Genomic DNA, 3,270 nt, shown 5'->3' on the forward strand with positions numbered 1-3,270 from the left:
ATCCACATCCACACAGGAAAAAATCGGAAACGGCAGCAATCCAGACATATTTGACACAAAGGTGGTGTATTACTCATATTCAGAAGACCCGGAAGCGGATATAACTATCAGGATGTATGATATCGATACCGGGGAAAGAAAGACTGTCGCTTCATATGGAGATCCAAACATACCGCGTATATGGGGTACCAGCGTCATCTGGTCTGACGTATATAATCATCAGGGATACATTGCGATGTATGATATACTGACAGGGAATATCACGGATGTCACACACCCGCTTGACACCGATCCGGATGGAAATGAATACGGCGCCAGTACAGGGACACATATTGCCATACAGAATGATACAATTGTGTACAATAAAGTTGTTGATGATTATGAAGGCAAACCCGGAGTATACGTATATAACACAACCTCAGGACAAAGTACACTGATATACGGTTATCCTGAAGAGGTTTATACGACACCGGAAGTATACAATAATACCATTGTATGGGGAATGGACAGGAACTACGTCGATGGCACGGCTAGCAATGATATCTATTTATACGACCTTGCAGCCGGACCAGAAATCCCGGAAACAACAGAAATCTCATAAACATAAGTGGTGGGAATCCACCACAACATTTTATTGAAAAAAAAGAATTCTATAACATTTTATTGAAAAATAAATTCTGGATCTGGCCATGATAAAAAGAATATCGAGTATTCTTTAATCTTTAAACATATTGGATTTCTTTTTAATTCTCTTCAATTTCTCCATTTATTGTGGCTATAATCTCCTTAAAACTTGCCAGTGAGGCTTCCATATTCTCAATTATCTCGTTTGCAAGAATATCCGGGTCAGGGAGGTTATCGAGGTCAGCAAGGCTTTTGTCCTTGAGCCAGAAAATGTCCAGATTCGTTTTGTCCCTTGACACAATCTCTTCATAGCCGAATTTCCTGAACCTGCCTTCGGGAGATTCTTCGCTCCAGGTCTCTTTGCGGCTGTGGCGGTTTCCGGGATTATAGCATTTGATAAAGTCCTCAAGATCGGAATATTTCATAGGATTCTTTTTCAATGTGTGATGCACATTTGTGCGGTAGTCATACATCCACACTTCTTTTGTCCAGGGATCTTTTGATGCGGGTTTTGCTTCAAAAAAAAGCACGTTTGCCTTTACTCCGTTTGCATAGAAGATGCCGGTCGGCAGGCGCAGGATCGTGTGAAGGTCTGTGGTTTCAAGGAGCTTTTTGCGGATAGTCTCTCCTGCTCCGCCTTCGAAGAGAACATTATCAGGCAGCACAACTGCTGCCTGCCCGCCGGTTTTAAGGATCATATGGATGTGCTGCAAAAAGTTTAATTGCTTATTGCTTGTAATTGTCCAGAAGTCCTGGCGGTTGTAAGTAAGTTCTTCTTTTTCCTGTTCGCCTTCTTCGTTTGCAAAGGTCATGATGCTCTTTTTTCCGAAAGGCGGGTTTGTGAGGATGTAATCGTAACGGTAACCGGGATCAGCTATGAGAGCATCGGAGTTTGAGATCATAGGTTCCCCGTCTATTTCCCCGATGTTGTGCAGGAACATGTTCATTAAAGCAAGCCGCCTTGTCCCTGCGACTATTTCATTGCCGCCGAAAGTTTTGTTTTTCAGGAAGCGGCTCTGGTCCCTGTCCAGCCGGTGGTGCGAAGTAAGAAAGTCATAAGCTGCCAGAAAGAACCCGCCTGTGCCGCAGCAGCGATCCCCGATTGTTTTCATGGGCTCGGGCTGGAGGCACTGGACCATAACCTTAATGAGAGGCCTTGGGGTGAAGTACTGCCCGGCTCCGTTTTTCGTATCTTCTGCATTCTTTTGCAGGAGCCCTTCGTAGATCTACCCTTTTGTATCCACGCCCATCATGACCCAGCTTTTTTTGTCGATCATATCAATGATCTTGTACAGCATGGCAGGGTCGCTGACCTTGTTCTGGGCTTTAAGGAAGATCTGCCCGAGCGTCCCTGGCTTTTTCCCGAGCGTTTCGAGAAGCTCCCTGTAATGAGTATCGAGTTCTGCCCCCCGCTGCTGTTTCAATCTGTCCCAGGTATATTCTTCCGGGATGCCGATATTTCTGTTGTAGGGCGGATTCCTGTACTCTTCAGCCATTTTAAGGAATATGAGATAGGTCAGCTGTTCCAGATAATCTCCGTAGCTCACGCCCCCGTCCCTGAGGACATTGCAGAAGCTCCAGACTTTGGAAACGATGGATGAGGTGTTTTCAGACATGGTTTGGATCCTTGAGATGAGAGTAATATTTTTGATTCGGGCTTGTTGGTTTTTCAGGGATGGTTAGGAAAAGTTTTCCTTCTTGAATAAGTGGATTCAGAATTTCCAGCCTGAAGTATTCTCTATCTTTCAATCCCATGAACTCTTGAATTTCAATTCTGCTTCTTGGTTCAATGCAATATTCCAGCAATGCAGCTATTTTATTTGATTCATTTCTTGGGGTAGCTTGCGGGGTAGCTTGCGGGGTGACGGGAATAATTATCTTAAAAATATCTCCTTCAAGAAGCTGTGGCTCAATCCCACCGGAATAAATCCTTGTATATTTGTAGAGATTCCTGACACCTGAACCTAATTCATCCGCCCTTCCGATTTCTTTGAAAAAACGAGCAATTATCGGATTTTTAGGGAATGGTGTGAAGTTAGAAGGATTTATTCTGCCATGTCCGTGTGGACGGTTCGCGTTTTCTGCAATAACCTGATTATTTCCAATTATGAATTTTGCAGGAAAACCGTTTATGTATTCTCTGTGGATGAGAATATTTGCAGCAACTTCTCTGAAGATATGATCTCGCAGGCTGATTCTCTGATCATTTTCAAGATAAAAAGGATCGGGCAGATGTTTTGTGACAAAAGCCATCAGCCTGTTTAATGCGGTTTATTCCGGTGCCTATCTTTTCAATATAGTTTATGCGGTTTAAAAGGGATGCAATAAGCGGATTGCGGGCAACACTCTTGCGTCCGAAGTCAGAGGGTTTCAGGCCGCTTGGCAATCCGCCGGGATTTGAGATCTCAACCCTGTCGTCAAAAACTTCAATAAGCACATTTGCGCTCTTGTCAAAAATTTCGACGCCAACATTAAGATAGGGCTGCAATTGTCTAAGTGAGTCCTGGACTCTCGATCTAAAATTATTGTCGGTATTTATTCCCTTTATAACCCCTTTATCTGAAACTCTAAGGATAACCTTACCTCCGCTGGAATTGGCAAAAGCACAGACCTCCTCGATAAATGATTTATCAAGAGATTCTTTAA

5 protein-coding genes are annotated in these 3,270 nt (G+C 43.6%); 1 reads left to right on the plus strand and 4 read right to left on the minus strand.

Annotation, left to right across the window (positions count from 1 at the left end):
* Nucleotides 1-601 (plus strand): hypothetical protein (locus NC238_10795; protein ID MCM1566408.1); only part of this gene is annotated, 601 nt, incomplete at its 5' end.
* Nucleotides 602-743: 142 nt separating this feature from the next.
* Here NC238_10795 and NC238_10800 read toward each other — a convergent pair.
* From NC238_10800 to NC238_10815, 4 genes are all read right to left on the minus strand, one after another.
* Nucleotides 744-1,835, minus strand: a complete 1,092-nt coding sequence (locus tag NC238_10800) for a type I restriction-modification system subunit M (GenBank protein MCM1566409.1) — start codon at nucleotides 1,833-1,835, stop codon at nucleotides 744-746.
* Between the two features lie 15 nt (nucleotides 1,836-1,850).
* The gene (locus tag NC238_10805) at nucleotides 1,851-2,240 is read right to left on the minus strand and encodes a type I restriction-modification system subunit M N-terminal domain-containing protein (protein MCM1566410.1); all 390 of its coding nucleotides are present in this window, start codon (nucleotides 2,238-2,240) and stop codon (nucleotides 1,851-1,853) included.
* Entirely contained in the window at nucleotides 2,233-2,877 is a 645-nt protein-coding gene (locus tag NC238_10810; protein ID MCM1566411.1) for an AAA family ATPase, read from the minus strand. Before NC238_10810 ends, NC238_10805 begins: the two co-directional genes overlap by 8 nt.
* Nucleotides 2,834-3,270 (minus strand): putative DNA binding domain-containing protein (locus NC238_10815; GenBank protein MCM1566412.1); only part of this gene is annotated, 437 nt, incomplete at its 5' end. The genes NC238_10810 and NC238_10815, both read right to left, overlap by 44 nt.

It is taken from the genome of Dehalobacter sp., assembly GCA_023667845.1.
Lineage (GTDB): Bacteria > Bacillota > Desulfitobacteriia > Desulfitobacteriales > Syntrophobotulaceae > Dehalobacter.

Bases quoted from the DNA above. Each gene is read 5' to 3' on its own strand.
- NC238_10805 (MCM1566410.1), bottom strand. From the start codon at position 2,240: ATGTCTGAAAACACCTCATCCATCGTTTCCAAAGTCTGGAGCTTCTGC.
- NC238_10810 (MCM1566411.1), bottom strand. From the start codon at position 2,877: ATGGCTTTTGTCACAAAACATCTGCCCGATCCTTTTTATCTTGAAAAT.